Annotated in this window: 14 protein-coding genes and 1 pseudogene; 12 read left to right on the top strand and 3 right to left on the bottom strand. The window is 36.6% G+C overall.

The window, feature by feature from the left end; genetic code table 11:
- Window positions 1-76 precede the first annotated feature (76 nt).
- Window positions 77-2,029 (bottom strand): M1 family aminopeptidase, encoded by a 1,953-nt coding sequence (locus tag EQG68_RS03755; RefSeq protein WP_129463448.1) that lies wholly within the window; start codon window positions 2,027-2,029, stop codon window positions 77-79.
- 158 nt (window positions 2,030-2,187) lie between these two features.
- Between EQG68_RS03755 and serS the strand changes: the two genes are divergently transcribed.
- The 9 genes and pseudogenes from serS to EQG68_RS03715 all read left to right on the top strand — a co-directional run bounded on the left by serS (window position 2,188) and on the right by EQG68_RS03715 (window position 10,569).
- The gene (gene serS, locus EQG68_RS03750) at window positions 2,188-3,459 is read left to right on the top strand and encodes a serine--tRNA ligase (RefSeq protein WP_129463447.1); all 1,272 of its coding nucleotides are present in this window, start codon (window positions 2,188-2,190) and stop codon (window positions 3,457-3,459) included.
- A 75-nt stretch (window positions 3,460-3,534) separates the two neighbouring features.
- Window positions 3,535-5,313, top strand: a complete 1,779-nt coding sequence (locus EQG68_RS03745) for a tetratricopeptide repeat protein (protein WP_129463446.1) — start codon at window positions 3,535-3,537, stop codon at window positions 5,311-5,313.
- A gap of 73 nt (window positions 5,314-5,386) precedes the next feature.
- Entirely contained in the window at window positions 5,387-5,716 is a 330-nt protein-coding gene (locus EQG68_RS03740; RefSeq protein WP_129463445.1) for a DUF4286 family protein, read from the top strand.
- A 28-nt stretch (window positions 5,717-5,744) separates the two neighbouring features.
- Complete coding sequence (rsmA, locus tag EQG68_RS03735; protein WP_129463444.1) at window positions 5,745-6,524, top strand: 16S rRNA (adenine(1518)-N(6)/adenine(1519)-N(6))-dimethyltransferase RsmA; 780 nt, start codon at window positions 5,745-5,747, stop codon at window positions 6,522-6,524.
- On the top strand, window positions 6,514-7,866 hold the full coding sequence (gene mgtE / locus EQG68_RS03730) for a magnesium transporter (RefSeq protein ID WP_129463443.1): 1,353 nt from the start codon (window positions 6,514-6,516) through the stop codon (window positions 7,864-7,866). The genes rsmA and mgtE overlap by 11 nt, the downstream gene beginning before the upstream one ends.
- Before the next feature lie 183 nt (window positions 7,867-8,049).
- Complete coding sequence (proC, locus tag EQG68_RS03725; protein ID WP_129463442.1) at window positions 8,050-8,826, top strand: pyrroline-5-carboxylate reductase; 777 nt, start codon at window positions 8,050-8,052, stop codon at window positions 8,824-8,826.
- Window positions 8,827-8,844: 18 nt separating this feature from the next.
- Window positions 8,845-9,792: pseudogene (locus EQG68_RS03720) on the top strand (2-hydroxyacid dehydrogenase); the annotation flags it as partial.
- Window positions 9,766-10,200: a VOC family protein gene (locus EQG68_RS15350; RefSeq protein ID WP_394343606.1), complete on the top strand. Its 435-nt coding sequence runs from the start codon at window positions 9,766-9,768 to the stop codon at window positions 10,198-10,200. The pseudogene EQG68_RS03720 and the gene EQG68_RS15350, both read left to right, overlap by 27 nt.
- A 45-nt stretch (window positions 10,201-10,245) precedes the next feature.
- The gene (locus EQG68_RS03715) at window positions 10,246-10,569 is read left to right on the top strand and encodes a TM2 domain-containing protein (RefSeq protein ID WP_129463440.1); all 324 of its coding nucleotides are present in this window, start codon (window positions 10,246-10,248) and stop codon (window positions 10,567-10,569) included.
- A gap of 24 nt (window positions 10,570-10,593) precedes the next feature.
- Here the strand turns inward: EQG68_RS03715 and EQG68_RS03710 are convergent, their stop codons facing one another.
- A complete protein-coding gene (locus tag EQG68_RS03710) occupies window positions 10,594-12,390 on the bottom strand; it encodes a GNAT family N-acyltransferase (protein WP_129463439.1) in 1,797 nt (598 codons plus the stop codon).
- Between the two features lie 179 nt (window positions 12,391-12,569).
- On the opposite strand from EQG68_RS03710, the gene EQG68_RS03705 reads away from it, so the two are divergent.
- The 3 genes from EQG68_RS03705 (at window position 12,570) to EQG68_RS03695 (ending at window position 15,449) form a co-directional block, all read left to right on the top strand.
- A complete protein-coding gene (locus tag EQG68_RS03705; RefSeq protein ID WP_129463438.1) occupies window positions 12,570-13,331 on the top strand; it encodes an exodeoxyribonuclease III in 762 nt (253 codons plus the stop codon).
- A 26-nt stretch (window positions 13,332-13,357) separates the two neighbouring features.
- A complete protein-coding gene (locus EQG68_RS03700; protein ID WP_129463437.1) occupies window positions 13,358-14,323 on the top strand; it encodes an OmpA/MotB family protein in 966 nt (321 codons plus the stop codon).
- Window positions 14,324-14,414: 91 nt separating this feature from the next.
- On the top strand, window positions 14,415-15,449 hold the full coding sequence (locus tag EQG68_RS03695; RefSeq protein ID WP_129463436.1) for an NADP(H)-dependent aldo-keto reductase: 1,035 nt from the start codon (window positions 14,415-14,417) through the stop codon (window positions 15,447-15,449).
- 461 nt (window positions 15,450-15,910) lie between these two features.
- Here EQG68_RS03695 and EQG68_RS03690 read toward each other — a convergent pair whose 3' ends face one another.
- Window positions 15,911-17,287 carry a PQQ-dependent sugar dehydrogenase gene (locus EQG68_RS03690; protein ID WP_129463435.1) on the bottom strand — a complete coding sequence of 459 codons (1,377 nt, stop codon included), beginning with the start codon at window positions 17,285-17,287 and terminating at the stop codon, window positions 15,911-15,913.
- Between the last annotated feature and the right edge of the window lie 51 nt (window positions 17,288-17,338).

Genomic DNA, 17,338 nt, shown 5'->3' with positions numbered 1-17,338 from the left:
ATGTGTTTTAAATTTCAAAATCGTGCACAAAAGTAAGGTTTTCACATTACAATTGAATTGATTTTGTAGAAAGGCATTAGTTTTTTATAAATTTTTTATGAAAAGTTCCTTCAGAAGTAGATATTGTCATATAATATACGCCGGTTGATAAGGAATTCACATTCAACAACGGATTTTGAGATTCTAAAACAAGTTGACCTAAATTAGAAAAAACCTGAATGTTCTCTATGTTGATGTTTTGAGGATAGTCCACTCTCAAATCAGCTTTAGTCGGATTTGGAACAAGTTGAATGACATTTGATAAATCCAATGTGTTGAGCCCCAAAGTAGCCGAGTTATTTCTTGAAATGATGTGTCTGTTTGGGTCAAAATCAACATCCGTCACTACAAAAGGAACGTTTACAATGAATTGTTGTCCGTTAGTGGTGTGTTCTAACACCACGTCAAAAACTTGATTCCCTTGGCCATAAAGTCTAACTTCTACCGGCATTTCGAAAAAATCTACACTTGCATTTGATTGACTTTGGTTTATTGTGATTGCAGCTTGATTGTTTCCACTATTACTCACCGAAACGGTATAAGAAGGATGTCCTTGACCATATACCCAATCTTCAAAAAACTCCGTTAAATCCATGCCGGAGGCGGCTTCCAAATGTATTTGCAAATCGTCTGTCACCACATAGCCAAAAGCCAAAAGAGGATCTGCTAAGTAATTCTTAATTCCTTGATAAAAATCTTCATCACCCATTTTCCATCGTAACATGTGTGCAACCATCGCTCCTTTGTTATAGCTCAATCGACTGTTGAAAATTCGATTGACACTTGTAGCTTCTGAATCAGTTAAATAAACCGCACCATTATTCGATGAGGTAATGTTGTTGATTAAACTGTTTTTCCAACTCACAAAACTGGTTGGGCCATCAAAATCCTCAACTACTAACCCTGATAGATAGGTTGCGAAACCTTCGTTTAGCCAAATGTCTTTCCATGTTCCACAAGTGACTTTATTGCCAAACCATTGGTGAGCCAATTCGTGAGCAATTAAATTTCGACCAAAACTTCCCATAAACGAAACCGTCGTGTGCTCCATTCCTCCGCCCATGTTCGTTTGAGCATGACCGTATTTTTCGTTGGCAAACGGATAGGTTTCAAACAATTCTTCAAACAAATCCATGATAGGTAAAGTGACCGCCAAACTGTTTTGAGCCGAAGTTAAATTTTCCGGATAAATGTAATTTACAACCGGAAAGTCGTTGGGAGCTGTTCCTGCTTGTTGATTAAATATACTGTAATTCGTTACTGCAATGGCAATTAAATAGGCGGGAATTTTGTAATTGTGTTGAAAATGAGTTGTTTTAGTGCCGTTCCCGTTGTCAACCACACTTTGTTGCACACCATTGGAAACACTTACATACTGCGAGGGAGCCGTAATAAAAACATCAATTGAGTCGATTTTGTCATTTAAATCTTGTTTACATGGCCACCAATCCCTAGCCCCAAAAGGTTCAGATAATGTCCATAAAACAGGCACACCACTATGCGTACTTATTGAAAAACCTTGTTCGGTTGTATTGGGAGCTCCGACATAACTGATGGATACGGAGTTGGTTGTTCCCGACAAAAGAGTGTTTGGAAATTGAATAATCAATTCTTTTGATGCTGAATTATGTTCAAAATCTAGCGGTTCTTCATTCATCATTACAGAACCTACCGTAATTCTGTTGTTGTAGTAAGGATTATTTGTGTTGGTAATTCTTCCCAAATCAAATGTAATCGAATTCATGTTTTCCAAAGCAATGAAATCGGTGGTCACATTGCCGCTGATAAAATATTCTGCCGGATCTACCTCAAATTCTAAACGATGATAAACCACATCATAATTCAAAGTATTTGGATTAACTTGAATATCAACAAGGGAAGAAGAAGATTTTAATTCCGCTTCTGCAATTTCATTAATTTCTTTCAAATAATCTTGTGCAGAAATTGAAAAGCTTAACAAAAGAAAGAAATTAAGTAGTATTTTATTCATTTTATTTGAAAATTGATTGCCAAATGTAGAAAATTGTATTGATTTATCATATTTCTTTCTGTTTTTTAGCATTTGTTCAAACGTGCTTCATTTTCAAAATCCTTTCTTTTCGTTCCAAAACATTTATGTACATTTGCCTTCGCAAAAAAAGTATTATTATGTTACAATTGGCTGTTATCCGTGAGCAGAAAGAAAAAGTGATTAAAGCGTTGGCTAAAAAAAATTTAGACGCCAACCGTTTAGTGGAAACTGTATTAGATTTAGATGAAAAACGCAGAGCAACACAAGTTGAATTAGACAATATTTTGGCTGAATCCAATTTACTTTCCAAAGAAATTGGCGAAATGATGAAATCAGGCGAAAAAGCAAAAGCGGAAATCGTCAAGCAAAAAACAGCTCAATTAAAAGAGAAAAGCAAAGAATTGTCTGAAAAATTGGAAGTGTTTACTACTTCTCTTTCCGAAGAATTATATAAAATTCCAAACACGCCAGCCGATATCGTTCCGGAAGGAAAAACACCTGACGATAACGTAACGGTACATCAAGAAGGTGCTATTCCGGTTTTACATGAAGGTGCTTTGCCACATTGGGATTTAGTAAAAAAATACGACATCATCGACTTTGAATTAGGGGTGAAAATCACCGGAGCCGGATTTCCTGTTTATAAAGGAAAAGGAGCTAAATTACAACGTGCATTGATTGCTTATTTTTTAGATAAAAATACCGAAGCAGGTTACCAAGAATACCAAGTGCCACACTTGGTGAACGAAGCTTCTGGTTTTGGAACAGGTCAATTACCAGACAAAGAAGGACAAATGTACCACGTAGGGGTAGACGATTTATATTTGATTCCAACCGCTGAAGTTCCGGTTACAAACTTGTTTCGCGATGTGATTTTAAACGAAAATGAATTGCCGGTTTTATGCACCGGTTACACCCCTTGTTTCCGAAGAGAAGCAGGTTCATATGGTGCTCATGTTCGAGGATTAAACCGTTTGCACCAATTTGACAAAGTAGAAATCGTTCGTATTGAACATCCGGATAATTCCTATACCGCTTTGGATGGAATGGTGGAACACGTAAAAACTATTTTGAAAGAATTGAAATTACCATATCGAATTCTACGTTTATGCGGTGGCGATATGAGTTTTGCTTCGGCTTTAACCTATGATTTTGAGGTGTTTTCAACCGCTCAAGAACGTTGGTTAGAAATTAGTTCTGTCTCTAATTTCGAAACGTTTCAATCCAATCGTTTGAAGTTGCGTTTTAAAGACAAAGACGGGAAAAATCAATTGGTTCATACCTTAAATGGAAGTTCGCTGGCTTTGCCACGCGTTATGGCAGGAATCATCGAAAATTATCAAACGCCGGAAGGAATTGTGATTCCGGAAGTATTACGTCCGTATACCGGATTCGACATTATCAATTAAAAAAGTTAATCTTTCTACAATCAATGTACTAATTGGCCAAAAAAAGCTATTTTAGTACATTGTTTTTTAAATACTATGCACAAATTTTTCATTTTACTGTTTCTGATTTGCTCGTCGATAGTTTCATCGCAAAATGAACAATTGGCACAGCATTATTATGAACGAGGCGAATTTGAAAAAGCATTGCTGAGTTATCAAGAACTTTTGAAAACTCAACCATCCAATGGAGTTTATTTTCTTCGAGTGATTGATTGTTATCAACAGTTACTTCAGTTTGATAAAGCAGAGACAGCTCTTCAGGAACGATTGACTAAATTTAATATGGCCAATTTGTATGTGGAATTGGGTTATAATTTTCAATTACAAAAAAATCAGGAAAAAGCCGATTTAAATTATAAAATCGCCATTGAAAAAATAAAAGAAAATCCATCGAATGTATATGGAATAGCTTCTTCTTTTGAAAAGAAAGTGCTATTGGATTATGCATTAGAAGCGTATCAAACGGCTATTTCTTTAGACCCGAAATACAAATTTAATTATCAAATGGCTCAAGTTTACGGACAAATGGGCAAGCAAGATTTGATGATCGAAAAGTATTTGGAAGAAATGTATGAAAATCCGCAAAACAGCGTCATGGTTCAAAATCAATTGACACGATTTATGAATGATGAAGCCGGAGATTCTTTCAATGAAATGCTTCGAAAAGCGTTACTGGTTAAAGTTCAAAAAAACCAAGATCTTTTTTGGAATCAAATGCTAAGTTGGTTTTTCGTACAACAAAAAGAATACGGAAAAGCTTTTATTCAAGAAAAAGCCATATATAAAAGAGAGCCGGATTCTTTTTCCAATATTGTTAATTTAGCCGAGTTAGCTATTGAAGAAGGTGAAAATGAAATTGCCGGCGAAATTCTGACTTTCATTTTAGAAAATACCCAAGATTTGGACTTGCAAATTTTTGCCCAAGAATATTTGATGCGAATTAAAATTGAAAAAGCCCAAAAATCCGATTATTCAAAAATTGAGTCTGAACTGGAAATTCTTTTAAAACAATACGGCGTTAGTCCGTATTCATTGGCTTTACAACGCTTACTGGCAGAATTTTCAGCCTTTTATCAAAATAATCCAGAAAAAGGAAAATTAGTTTTGCAAAAAGCGATGGAATTACCGTTGAATAAATTTCAATTAGCGGAAGCCAAAATGGAATTGGCTGATATTTTATTGTATGAAGAGAAATTCAATCAAGCCTTATTGTATTATTCACAAATTGAAGAAGATTTAAAAAATGACGTTTTGGGTCATGAAGCCAGTTTGAAAGCAGCCAAAACCAGTTACTTTAAAGCCGATTTCGATTGGGCTTTAACGCAGTTAAAAGTCTTAAAATCGGCTTCTACTCAACTCATTGCCAACGATGCATTAGAATTGTTCCTGCTAATCAACGACAACACGGTCGCCGATTCGACCCGAACCGCTTTAAAGAAATTTTCGAAAGGCGATTTTTACCTTTATCAAAACAAAAACCAAGAGGCTTTAACGCAATTTCAACAGATTTTAAAAGACCATAAAGGCGAAGAAATTGAAGATGAAACAATCTTAAGAATAGGGCAAACCTATCAAGAATTAACGGATTACAACAACGCCTTGTCGTTCTACCAACAAATCATTGACAATCATCCGGAAAGCATTTACCGAGATGAAGCTTTATTTTTCTCGGCAGAAATCTACAACAAGCACCTTAATCAACCTGAAAAAGCAAAACCATTATACGAAGCCGTACTTTTTAATCACCAAGACAGCATTCATTTTGTCGAGGCCAGAAAGAATTTCAGGCAACTTCGTGGTGATTCAAATTTATAAAAAAAATATTTTACTAACATAATCACACCTTGTCTCCCCCTCTTTTGGAGGGAGAGCGGGTGGAGGAAAAAATATGATACTATACAACGTAACCATCAACATCGATCAAAGCGTACACGACCAATGGCTCCATTGGATGCAAAGTAAACACATTAGTGACGTTTTAGCCACCGGAAAATTCACTTCTGCCCGCATGGTAAAAGTATTAGTGGAAGAAGAAAGCAGTACGACTTACTCCATTCAATATACTGCAGAAAACAAAGAAAAATTAGAAAGCTATTACCGTGAGGATGCTCCACGTTTACGGCAAGAAGGACTGTCACTTTTTGCGGATAAGATGCTCTCATTTCGAACAGAATTACTAGTCATCAGTGAACATTTCCCGAAATCTGCCTTGCAGTAACTTCAGTTCCTCAGAACCTTAGCCTAATATGGAAAAAGTAAAAGCAAAAAAACACCTCGGTCAACATTTTCTAAACGATGAAAACATCGCTCAAAAAATTGCCGATTCACTCACGTTAGAAGGTTATCAAAACGTATTGGAAATCGGTCCCGGAATGGGTGTGCTTACCAAATACCTGCTCGAAAAACCCATTACAACGTATGTAATTGAAATTGATACTGAATCAGTAACTTATTTACAAAACCATTATCCAAAATTAGATGAAAAAATCATTTCAAAAGATTTTCTAAAATACAATTTAACGGAAGTGTTAGGAACCGAACCCTTTGCCATCATTGGAAATTTCCCTTACAATATATCTACTCAAATTGTTTTTAAAACGTTAGAACTTCGCAATCAAATTCCCGAATTCTCCGGTATGTTTCAAAAGGAAGTCGCCGAACGCATTTGCGAAAAAAAAGGAACAAAAGCCTACGGCATACTATCGGTGTTAACCCAAGCTTTTTATGAAGCGGAATACCTTTTTACGGTTTCTGAACATGTTTTCACACCACCACCAAAAGTAAAATCGGGTGTTTTACGATTAAAGCGAAAAGAAAACTATCATTTGCCTTGTGACGAAAAATTGTTTTTTACTGTGGTGAAAACAGCATTTAATCAACGCAGAAAAACATTACGTAACAGTTTAAAAACATACCAACTGTCTGATAATTTAAAAGAAGATAGTATCTTTGACCTCAGACCGGAGCAACTTTCGGTTGAACAGTTTATCGAACTCACGCAAAAAATAGCCGCCGATGGAGTTTAAAATCAGCAGAGAATTTCTCAGTCAAATTGAGCAATTAATTAAGGAAAATAAGGAGCAGGAACTTCTCGACTTGCTTCAGGAAATCCATTATGCTGATATTGCCGAAATCATGGAAGAACTTGATGATTACGGAGCTATTTATATTTTTAACACGCTTGATTCCGAAAAAACATCCGAAATTCTTCTCGAATTAGATGAAGAAGTACGTGAAAAAATCCTGCGAAAACTAACCCCAAAAGAAATTGCCGAAGAGTTAGACGAGCTTTCCACCGATGATGCGGCCGACATTATTGCTGAACTTCCGCAAGAGCGAAAAGAACAGGTAATTTCCGAATTAGAAGATGTTGAACACGCCAAAGACATTGTCGATTTGTTGCGTTACGACGAAGATTCTGCCGGAGGGTTAATGGGGAAAGAGCTCGTGAAAGTCAATGAAAACTGGAACGTACTCACTTGTGTGAAAGAAATGCGAATCCAAGCCGAAAATGTTTCACGTGTTCATTCTATTTATGTGGTGGATGACGAAAATCGACTCAAAGGACGATTATCGCTTAAAGATTTATTAACCACTTCCACCAAAACACCTATTAGCGAAGTCTATATTCCAAAAGTGGATTATGTAAAAGTAGATACCAAAGACGTTGAAGTCGCTCGTATCATGCAAAAATACGACTTAGAAGCCATTCCGGTTGTGGATGAATTAGGACGATTAGTGGGTCGAATTACCATCGACGACATCATCGATGTCATCAAAGATGAAGCCGATAAAGATTACCAATTAGCCGCCGGTATCTCGCAAGACGTTGAAGCAGATGACAGCATTCTCGAACTCACCAAAGCAAGACTTCCTTGGCTGGTTTTAGCACTTTTGGGTGGATTCATCGCCGTTAAAGTCTCCGGACAATTTGAAGGAGCCATGGAAAAATACGGCGTTTTATTCTTTTTTACACCTCTTATTGCCGCCATGGCAGGAAATGTGGGTGTACAATCATCCGCAATTATTGTGCAGGGTTTAGCCAATAATACATTAGGTGGAACTATTTGGCAACGGCTTTATAAAGAAATGCGATTGAGCCTTTTTAACGGACTTATTCTTTCCATAATTCTTCTTCTCGGTAGTCATTTTCTACTCGGAGTTGAATATATTATCGGCATCACTGTGGCCATCGCACTTATTTCCGTCATCGTCATCGCATCACTCATCGGAACGTTTGTGCCCATCACTTTAAATAAATATGGTATCGATCCCGCATTGGCCACCGGACCATTTATTACCACCAGTAACGACATCTTTGGGATTTTAATCTATTTTTCCATCGCAAAAGCCATCTTGGGATTCTAAAATTTGTATTTTTAGGGTGCCAAAACCTGCTATCCGCTTCAATCTTTTTCAGTCAGGCTTGTTTTTATAAGCCCAAAAATGTGCTTCCTTTGGTCGCAATTTTTGAGCAACAAAAACTAAGCCCGCCTTTCAAAAGGATTTCCGCTACTATCAGGGGCACAAACCGTAAATCAATCTATAACCATGAACATTCATATCATCGGAGGAGGTAACCTTGGTGTTGCCATTGCAGTTGGATTAGCCAATTTTTCCAAAGGAAATCACATCACGATTACCCGAAGAAATACGGCTCAAATTCAGCATCTTTCTCAAAACGGAATCACTGTTTCCTCCAACAACATCGAAAATATTGATCAAGCTGATGTAATTATTCTCACCATTAAACCCTATCAAATTGACACGGTAGTAAACGAGATTTTACCACATATTTCCAACAAAATAATCGCTTCTGCAGTCAGTGGCGTTTCATTGGAAACTTTACAACAAAAAACAAAAGTAGCACATCCCATCGTTCGGATTATGCCAAACATTGCCGCACAATTTGCCGAAAGTGCTACGTGTATTTCGTTTTCAGAGAAAAATAAAGAAGCTGGAGAACAAGTTGTTTCGCTATTTAACCACTTAGGAACAGCAATTGTTATTGAAGAAAAATTAATGGATGCCGCCACGGTTCTGGGTGCGTGCGGCACTGCTTATGCCTTGCGATACATCCGTGCTTCGATGCAAGCCGGCATCGAAATCGGTTTTGATGCTCAAACCGCCTTAGCCATTGCCTCCCAAACCGCCAAAGGAGCAGCCAAAATGGCTTTAGAGGAAAAAATTCATCCCGAACAATTGATAGACCGAGTAACTACTCCACAAGGTTGTACCATTGTTGGTTTAAATGAAATGGAGCATCAAGGATTTAGTTCGGCTTTGATTCGTGGGATAAAAACGTCGTTGCTAAAGATTAAAGAGTAGTGGTTTTATACAAATAAAATGGAAAATTTAAAAAAAATAAAAATCCTTCACCTCGATTCCAATCATTCGCTTTTGTGGAAACAATTGGAAGAGTTAGGTTTTGAAAATCACCAAGATTTTGCTTCTACCAAAGAAGAAATTGAAGCAAAAATTCAGGATTATCAAGGCATTGTGATTCGAAGCCGATTTAAAATTGATAAAGTATTTTTAGACAAAGCCACCAATTTAGAATTTATCGCCAGAGTAGGAGCTGGTTTAGAAAGTATCGATTGTGAATATGCGAATGCTAAAAAAATTCATCTTATTGCTGCTCCCGAAGGCAACCGAAATGCGGTTGGTGAACACGCTTTAGGCATGTTACTTTCACTAATGAACAAGTTAAACCAAGCCAATCTATCGGTCAAAAACGGAAATTGGATTAGAGAAGGTCATCGCGGCCATGAATTGGAAGGAAAAACCGTTGGGATTATTGGGTTTGGCAACATGGGGAAATCATTCGCCAAAAAATTACGCGGATTTGAGGTTGAGGTGTTGTGCTATGATATTCTTCCCAATGTAGGCGACCAAAATGCTAAACAGGTTGCATTGGAAGAATTACAACAAAAAGCAGATGTACTTTCGCTTCATACACCGTGGACACCGGAAACCGATAAAATGGTAGATAAAGAATTTATCAATGCATTTGCCAAACCGTTTTGGTTCATCAATACCGCCAGAGGGAAATCGGTGGTTACAGCCGATTTAGTCAAAGCTCTTCAAACCGGAAAAATTCTGGGAGCCGGATTAGATGTGTTGGAATACGAAAAACTTTCCTTCGAAAAATTATTCGATGGTGAAAAACCAGCTGCTTTTACTTATTTATTAGAAACTGAAAATGTCTTGCTTTCGCCACACATTGGCGGTTGGACGTTTGAAAGTCATGAAAAATTGGCACAAGTGATTGTTGATAAAATCAAAGCCATTTATTTTCCAACAAAAGAAACAGCAGAACTAAAACGAGTAACCGGAATAGGTGGATTTTTCTTCAAATCAAAAGATTCTAAAAAACTAATTGAATGGTATAATAAACATTTAGGACTAAAAACAGACCAATATGGTTCTACTTTTTGGTGGAAAGACAAAGAAGGAAACGATTGTTCTACGCAATGGTCACCATTTTCTGATGACACCACCTATTTTTCTCCTTCAAAGAAACAATTCATGCAAAATTTCCGTGTTGAAAATGTAGAATTACTATTGAATAAATTAAAACAAGAAGGTGTTACCATTGTAGGTGAAATGGAGACTTATGATTACGGAAAATTTGGTTGGATTTTAGATCCGGAAGGAAATAAAATTGAACTTTGGGAACCAATTGACAAAGCATTTCAATAATTTTTATATTTTTATAATCAATTATCAACTAATCAATCAACTTTTATGGAAACAACTAGACCAACAGAAGATTGGAATAAACCAAATCATGATGTACCAAGACAAGAAAACAAAAAGATTTTAGCCGGGATTTTAGCCATTTTATTGGGTTCGCTTGGTGTTCATAAATTTATACTTGGCTATAACCAGGAAGGAATAATTTTACTGGGGATAACAATTGTTGGCTATGCAACCCTTTGCTTACTAATTGGTGCTTTTATTGTTTGGATTCCGGGGATTATCGGTTTAATTGAAGGAATAATTTATCTAACCAAAACTGACGAAGAGTTTTACAATACTTATCAGGCCAATAAACGACCTTGGTTTTAAGATAAAGAGTCCCGTTTGGGACTTTTAACCTTTATCTTTTTTCTCCAATTCCGCTTGAAATTCTTCCATGACGGGTTTTACTGTACTTTCCGGTAAGTCGGAAATTCGAATATACATCAAGCCATCTACTGCATTATTAAAGAGTGGGTCCACGTTAAAGGCAACTACGCGAGCATTTTGCTTGATGTATTTTTTAATCAAAACCGGTAAACGTAAATTACCCGGTTCTACTTCATCAATGATTTTATCGAATTTATTTAAATCGGATTCCGTTTCGTTAAAAACAAAGTCTTTGTCAGCATCTTTCAATTTTACTTTGTATTCTTTTTTCGGATGAATGTATTGTGCGACCCACGGATCATAATAGTGGGATTTCATAAACTCAATCATCAATGATTTTGAAAAATCGGAAAATTGATTACTTATACTCACGCCTCCAATTAAGTATTTATGTTCCGGATGACGTAGTGTCGTATGTACAATTCCTTTCCATAACAAGAACAACGGCATGGGTTTTTGTTGGTATTCTTCTATAATAAAAGCACGTCCCATTTCGATAGACTTGCTCATCATGTCATATAACTCCGGTTCAAATCGAAACAATTCGTGTAAATAGAAGCCGTCAATACCGTATTTGCCATAAATTTCAGACCCCAATCCCATTCGATAAGCTCCGGCAATCATTTGTGCATCTTCATCCCACAAAAACATGTGGTGATAATATTTGTCATATTGGTCTAAATCCAACGATTCATTGGTTCCTTCACCAATTGCTCTAAAGGTAATTTCACGTAATCGTCCAATTTCATGCAAAATATTTGGAATTTTATCCGCTGTAACCAAATAGACTTGATAGTTTTTACTCTGTAATAATCGGAAATCACTGTTTTCTTTCAACATGGCCATTTCCTCCAAAATTTTATCATGATTGGCCGGTTTGGCAATTTCTTTCGGACTTTTAGGAAATTTCAAATTTGGAGCAGCTAATAATTTATTTCCTTTTTCAAAAGCATTGGCTAACATGTAGGTTTTTTTGCGAAGAAACTCCGAATACGATTCTAATGTATCATACTCGTTTTGTTCAGCCACAGATATTGGTTTCCCGATGCGAACTTTAATCACACGCTTTTTTTGGGTTAACAATTCCGAAGGTAATTTAGCCGTCCGAAGCGTGTCATTTAAATTGGATAAAAAATAAAATAATTTACTGTTTTTAGCGTGAAAATAAATGGGAACCACCGGAACCTGAGCTTTTCGAATTACTTTAATAGCTCCTTCTTCCCAAGGTTTATCAACGACCAAAATACCGTCTTTATAGGTGGAAACTTCTCCGGCAGGAAACATCCCCAACGGTTTTCCATCACTCAAATGGCGGAGTGTTTCTTTTAGACCTACTACACTGGATTTTGCATCTTTATGATTTTCAAACGGATTAACCGGCATGATATACGGTTTCATCGGTTCGATTCTATGCAATAAAAAATTGGCAATGATTTTGAAATTGGGTTCACGTTCCAACATCAATTTCAACAATAAAATTCCATCAATTCCTCCCAATGGATGATTGGAAACAGTAATATAAGGACCTTCTTTCGGGAGGCGTTTTAAATCTTCCTCCGGAATTTCGAATTTAATTTGAAATTCATCTAAAATGCTATTGAGGAAATTTAATTCAGTTAAATGTTTTTTTCGGTTATAAATTTTGTTTAACGTAGAAATCTTCAACACTTTCATTAGCAACCAACCAATGGCAGTACCAATAAAACCGTATTTGTCAACCTTGATTGCTTTGGCAACCTCTTTTGCGGTAACTAACCCCATTCGTTATTTATTGTTTGTATGGTTTTGGAGAAAGTAACAAATATAGTAATTCTGATAGTATCAAATTCACAAAAATGAATAAAAACAATAAGTTGTTAAACATTTATTATAATATGGCATTCACGTTTTGATACTAAAGGTTTTTAACTATTTTTGAAAAACGTAATCAAAAAATAGTAATGAAGATTATCTCTTATAATGTAAATGGAATTCGGGCCGCAATCACTAAAGGTTTTTTAGATTGGCTCCAACAAGCAAATCCGGACATCATTTGTTTACAAGAAATCAAAGCCACGGAAGATCAGATTCCTACTGAAATAATCACTGCCGCCGGTTATCCTTATCAATATTATTTTTCGGCTCAAAAAAAAGGGTATAGTGGTGTTGCTATTCTTTCTAAAACTGAACCTAAAAACGTGGTTTTCGGTACAGGAATCCCTGAAATGGATTTTGAAGGAAGAAACCTAAGAGCCGATTTCGACGATTTTTCAGTGATGAGTTTATATCTTCCATCGGGAACAAACATTGACCGATTGGAACATAAATTCAAATACATGGATGACTTTCAACAGTACATCAACACGTTAAAAGTAGACATTCCAAATTTAATAATTGGTGGCGACTATAATATTTGTCACGAAGCCATCGATATTCATGACCCTATTAGAAATGCTACAGTTTCCGGATTTTTACCCGAAGAACGCCGTTGGTTGGACGGTTTTATGAAAAGTGGATTCATAGACAGCTTTCGTCATTTTAACAAAGAACCCCATCATTATTCATGGTGGAGTTACCGAGCTAATGCAAGAAATAATAATAAAGGATGGCGGATTGATTATAATTTAGTCAGTGAACCCATGCGAAACCGATTAAAAAGAGCGGTGATTCTTCCGGAAGCCAAGCATTCCGATCATTGCCCGATTTTAGTAGAAATTGATTAACAATAAAACCTCAAATAAATAACAAAATGATTAAAAAAGTTTCCTTACTCTTACTTGTTGCTGCTTTGTCTACCTCGTGCGTTTCTAAAAAAGTGTATAATGAATTAGAAGGAAAATACGCTACCTTAAAAAAACAACAACGTGAATTATCCGACGAAAACCACGGTTTAGAAAAAGCAAAAAATCAATTGGAAAATGATTTAAAACTCAACCAAGGTGAATTAGCGAAAATAAAAGCTGAACGTGACAAATTAAAAACCGATTACGATGCCGCTTCCAATAATTTAAAAACACTTCAATCTTCTTATGCGGCGTTAGAAAAGAATTCGGATGAAGCGTTACAGGCCAATATGAAGAAAAACAGAGAATTATTAGCTGAATTGGATGCCAAAGAAAAAGCCTTAGCAGCCGAGCAAGAACGTTTAAATAAATTACAAGCCGATTTAAAAGATCGATCGCAACGCGTGGATGAATTGGAAGGACTGATTTCTGCCAAAGAGGAAAACATGCGAAAACTAAAAGAAACGCTTTCCAAAGCCTTGAACAGTTTTGAAGGGAAAGGACTTACTGTGGAACAAAAAAACGGGAAAGTATATGTTTCAATGGAAAATAAATTACTTTTTCAAACCGGAAGTTGGGCTGTTGGAGCCGAAGGGAAAAGAGCAGTTGTGGAAGTTGGAAAAGTATTAGCTCAAAACCCTGACATTTCTGTTTTGATAGAAGGACATACTGACAATGATAAAATTACCGGAACATTAGGAGGCGGAATCGAAAACAATTGGGATTTATCAACCAAAAGAGCTACAGCAATTGTCAATATATTAGCAGAAAACAAAAATATTTTAAAAGAAAACTTAACTGCTGCCGGACGTGGGGAATTTGCCCCATTGATGTCAAATGATTCTCCGGAAGGCAAAGCCAAGAACCGCAGAATTGAAATTATTTTGACACCAAAATTAGATGAAATTTCTAAAATGTTGAACGAATTATAAAAAACAGGTTCTGAGTCGCTAAGGTGCTGATTTACTTAGGTTTTCAATCTTAACGCTGCAGCTTAGTACTTTATTACCTTAGCATCTAAAAATGAAATACACGATTATTCCTAACACCAACCTTTCCATCAGTAAAGTCTGTTTGGGAACCATGACTTTTGGAGAACAAAATACAGAAAGCGAGGCTCATGAGCAATTGAGTTTTGCTGTTTCCCAAGGCATTAATTTTATTGACACGGCTGAAATGTATCCCATTGCCGCCCGAAAAGAAACTTTGGGAAGCACTGAACGATTTATAGGGAGTTGGTTAAAAAAAAGAGGGAAACGTGACGACTTAGTCATTGCTACTAAAATCGCCGGTCCTAATCGTGGGATGGAGTACATCAGGAAACCACTCGATTTTTCTGCCAAAAGCATCAATGAAGCAGTTGATTTGAGTTTAAAAAACCTTCAAACGGATTACATCGATTTATACCAAATGCACTGGCCGGAACGCGTCATGAATATGTTTGGGAAAAGAGGTCTAACCGAAATTGATTCAAATTGGAAAGAAAATATCGCAGATGTTTTATTCGTGTATGACAAACTCATTAAAGCCGGAAAGATTCGACATATCGGTGTTTCCAACGAAGCTCCGTGGGCAGTGATGAAGTTCATCAGCGAAAGCGAAAAAAATAATTTACCTCGCATTGCAACGATTCAAAATCCGTATTCACTATTAAACCGATTGTTTGAAGTAGGATTGACCGAAGTTTGTATGCGAGAAAATATTGGGCTAATGGCTTATTCTCCGTTAGGTTTCGGCATTTTATCCGGCAAACATTTAAACGGTACACAGCCCAATTCCCGAATTGCTTTGTTTCCGCAATTTACACGTTACACCTCTGAAAATGCTACCAAAGCAACAAAATTATACCAAGAATTGGCCAATAGCCATGGTTTAACTTTATCTCAAATGGCATTGGCTTTTGTGCAACAACAACCTTTTGTGATGAGCACCATAATCGGAGCAACTTCTATTGAACAACTAAAAGAAAATATTGATGCTCATAAAATTGTTCTGTCAAAGGAAATTTTAAATGAGATTGATTTAATTCAAGAGATGATTCCGAATCCGGCTCCATAAGTTAGTTGGAAGTTGGTACATCTAACAGAAAAAATTAGAAATATTTTGCAAAAGAAAAATTCTTGTTAATTGATGTAATTTGCTTCTCACAATTATTCAAAACAAAAAAAGCGTTGCATTGGGGTGCATCGCTTTTTCTAGTGTTTAACTTTGCTAAGTAGTTGTTTTTGGTTGAATCAGATCTTTCGTTGGGGCAAAAGGGTGGTATTTCTTTTTCGATAATGGCTACTTAGAACGTTCTTGGGTCAATATTTTTAATTATGAATAATTACTTCGTTATTGATGATGTAAAGATATAACGGCCTACTTGAAATCTAAATACGGTTTTACTCAGAATGTGTTACGGTTTTCTGCCTTTTTCATTGTGGTTTCCCGTAAATAGTAATCGAAAAAAATTCCTTAGGAATCTCATATCACTGAGATTCCTACGGAATGACAACTTTTTTAGATATTAAATATTGTTATTTCACCATCAATTTACTAGTAAAACTAGCTCCATTCAACACTGCTACCGAAACAAAATACAAACCGGGAGAAAGGTTATCAATGGCTACTTCAGTTAATTCTAAACCATCTATTGTTTGGCTAGCCACTCTTTTTCCCATCGAATCATAAATAGAAAGGTCATATAAATTCAATAAATTTGAATTTCTTATAGTAAATGAATTATCGGCCGGATTTGGAAATAAACTCAACCCATTTTGCTCAAAATCAGTTGTACTTAAGCTAGTATCAACGACTCTTGAAATAATACCATTTGAGATTCCTGCTACATACAATTCTCCGTTAACATCTTCCCCAAACGAAGCGATATTTCCGGTAAATGAATTGGGTGTCCAAGTAATTGCTCCACCACCGGTCGAAACAAAACCGATTCTATTGTTACAATAATCGGCAAAAAGGTATTTGTTTTGTAAGTTTGGATAAGTTGTGCCTGTGTAAACATAACCCCCAGTTAAGGAACAACCCCCAGTAGACGCATGAGTATACTGAGCCACGGGAAAAGTATAGTTGGATGAACCACCGCAACCGGTTGTGTTGTAAGGAGAATTTCCTTCATAACAACGCCAGCCGTAATTTAAACCAGCCTCGGAGGAAGCCGCTTTGTTGATTTCTTCAATGGCGTTTTGTCCCACATCAGCAATCCAAAGATCGCCGGTTTGCCTGTCGAATGAAAATTTCCAAGGATTTCGCATTCCAACCGACCAGATTTCATCTTCACCGGCAATGTCTGCATACGGATTATCTGCCGGTATTGTATAACCGGTTTCTCCGTTAACATCTATACGAAGCATTTTGCCTAAGAGCGAATTGAGGTTTTGTCCGTAATTATTTGGATCGCCACCACTTCCGCCGTCACCCATTCCGATATATAAATAACCATCCGGACCAAAATTAAGCGAGCCACCGTTGTGATTTGAAAATGGTTGTGCAATGGTTAATAAAATTTCGCCACTATTTGCATTAGCTATATTTTCATCGGTATCGCTTACATTATATCTTGCAATCACGGTCGCACCATCGCCCGAACGGGTGTAGTTAACATAAAATCGCCCATTCGTGGCATAATCAGGGTGAAAAGCTAAGCCCAACAAGCCGCGTTCACCACCCGCTGTTATGATGGATGTTAAGGATAAAAATGGGGTAGTATTAACCGTTCCATTTGGATTGACAATACGAATTAAACCGCCACGTTGGACCACAAATAAACGGTCATCGCCAGCATTCACGATAGCAACCGGACTTGAAAAACCGGTGGCAAACGTTTCTAACGCAATGGTTTGCGAAAAAGAGGCAGTGGTTAGAAATAAAACACAGAATTGTAGAATTTTTTTCATAGCATTTTTAGTTTTTGGATTTCGTAAAAATAATAAAATATTTTTAAATAG

Source organism: Flavobacterium piscinae (assembly GCF_004122145.1).
Taxonomy (GTDB): domain Bacteria; phylum Bacteroidota; class Bacteroidia; order Flavobacteriales; family Flavobacteriaceae; genus Flavobacterium; species Flavobacterium piscinae.
The sequence above is the reverse complement of the archived record's forward strand: the minus strand, read 5'-3'. Positions and strand labels throughout refer to the sequence as shown.

Excerpts from the sequence above, each read along its gene's own strand:
- EQG68_RS03695 (WP_129463436.1), top strand. The coding sequence starts at position 14,415 with ATGAAATACACGATTATTCCTAACACCAACCTTTCCATCAGTAAAGTC.
- proC (WP_129463442.1), top strand. The coding sequence starts at position 8,050 with ATGAACATTCATATCATCGGAGGAGGTAACCTTGGTGTTGCCATTGCA.
- EQG68_RS03740 (WP_129463445.1), top strand. The coding sequence starts at position 5,387 with ATGATACTATACAACGTAACCATCAACATCGATCAAAGCGTACACGAC.
- EQG68_RS03715 (WP_129463440.1), top strand. The coding sequence starts at position 10,246 with ATGGAAACAACTAGACCAACAGAAGATTGGAATAAACCAAATCATGAT.
- EQG68_RS03745 (WP_129463446.1), top strand. The coding sequence starts at position 3,535 with ATGCACAAATTTTTCATTTTACTGTTTCTGATTTGCTCGTCGATAGTT.
- EQG68_RS03710 (WP_129463439.1), bottom strand. The coding sequence starts at position 12,390 with ATGGGGTTAGTTACCGCAAAAGAGGTTGCCAAAGCAATCAAGGTTGAC.
- EQG68_RS03705 (WP_129463438.1), top strand. The coding sequence starts at position 12,570 with ATGAAGATTATCTCTTATAATGTAAATGGAATTCGGGCCGCAATCACT.
- serS (WP_129463447.1), top strand. The coding sequence starts at position 2,188 with ATGTTACAATTGGCTGTTATCCGTGAGCAGAAAGAAAAAGTGATTAAA.
- EQG68_RS03755 (WP_129463448.1), bottom strand. The coding sequence starts at position 2,029 with ATGAATAAAATACTACTTAATTTCTTTCTTTTGTTAAGCTTTTCAATT.
- rsmA (WP_129463444.1), top strand. The coding sequence starts at position 5,745 with ATGGAAAAAGTAAAAGCAAAAAAACACCTCGGTCAACATTTTCTAAAC.
- EQG68_RS03690 (WP_129463435.1), bottom strand. The coding sequence starts at position 17,287 with ATGAAAAAAATTCTACAATTCTGTGTTTTATTTCTAACCACTGCCTCT.
- EQG68_RS03700 (WP_129463437.1), top strand. The coding sequence starts at position 13,358 with ATGATTAAAAAAGTTTCCTTACTCTTACTTGTTGCTGCTTTGTCTACC.
- mgtE (WP_129463443.1), top strand. The coding sequence starts at position 6,514 with ATGGAGTTTAAAATCAGCAGAGAATTTCTCAGTCAAATTGAGCAATTA.